General features: G+C 49.9%; 1 pseudogene. It reads left to right on the top strand.

Features of this window, described 5'->3' with window-relative positions:
• Positions 1-434 precede the first annotated feature (434 nt).
• Positions 435-558, top strand: a pseudogene (locus FJQ58_RS33360) (NAD(P)/FAD-dependent oxidoreductase); the annotation flags it as partial.

A 558-nucleotide genomic window follows, 5' to 3' on the forward strand; every position in this document is an offset into this window, starting at 1 on the left:
AATGGTGTAGTCTATTACGCACGAACGATTATTTTGGCAGCAGGGCTGAAGGAAATGCTTCCTTCTGTGCCTAATATACAGGATTTTTACGGAAAAAGTTTGTTTAGCTGCCCTTATTGCGACGGCTGGGAGCTGCGGGATAAGCCTCTAGTGCTGATATCGGAAGGTACAAGTGCTTTCCACGGTGCAAAGATCGTTTACAACTGGAGCAGAAATGTTCTTGTATGCACGAATGGCTCTAACAAATTGAACGCCGATCAAATCGCCCAGCTAGGACGCAAAGGCATTCAAGTGAATGCGCACCGGATCAAATCATTNTTTTCGATAATCATACAAAGGCGGACTGTATCGGAGGGTTTGTCCATCCGCAGTGGGACCATGCTGCGGCATTCGGTGAAGCACTTGGCTGCAGTACGAACGAATCAGGCGGCTTTGTGACAGATGATTTCGGCAGGACAAGCGTGATGGGCGTATACGCAGCAGGGGATGCTGCAATAATTGCGCCTGCGCAGCTCGTTATTGCGGCAGGAGAGGGCAGTAAAGCCGCCATCGGGGTGA

The organism is Paenibacillus paridis (assembly GCF_006345825.1).
Lineage (GTDB): Bacteria > Bacillota > Bacilli > Paenibacillales > Paenibacillaceae > Pristimantibacillus > Pristimantibacillus paridis.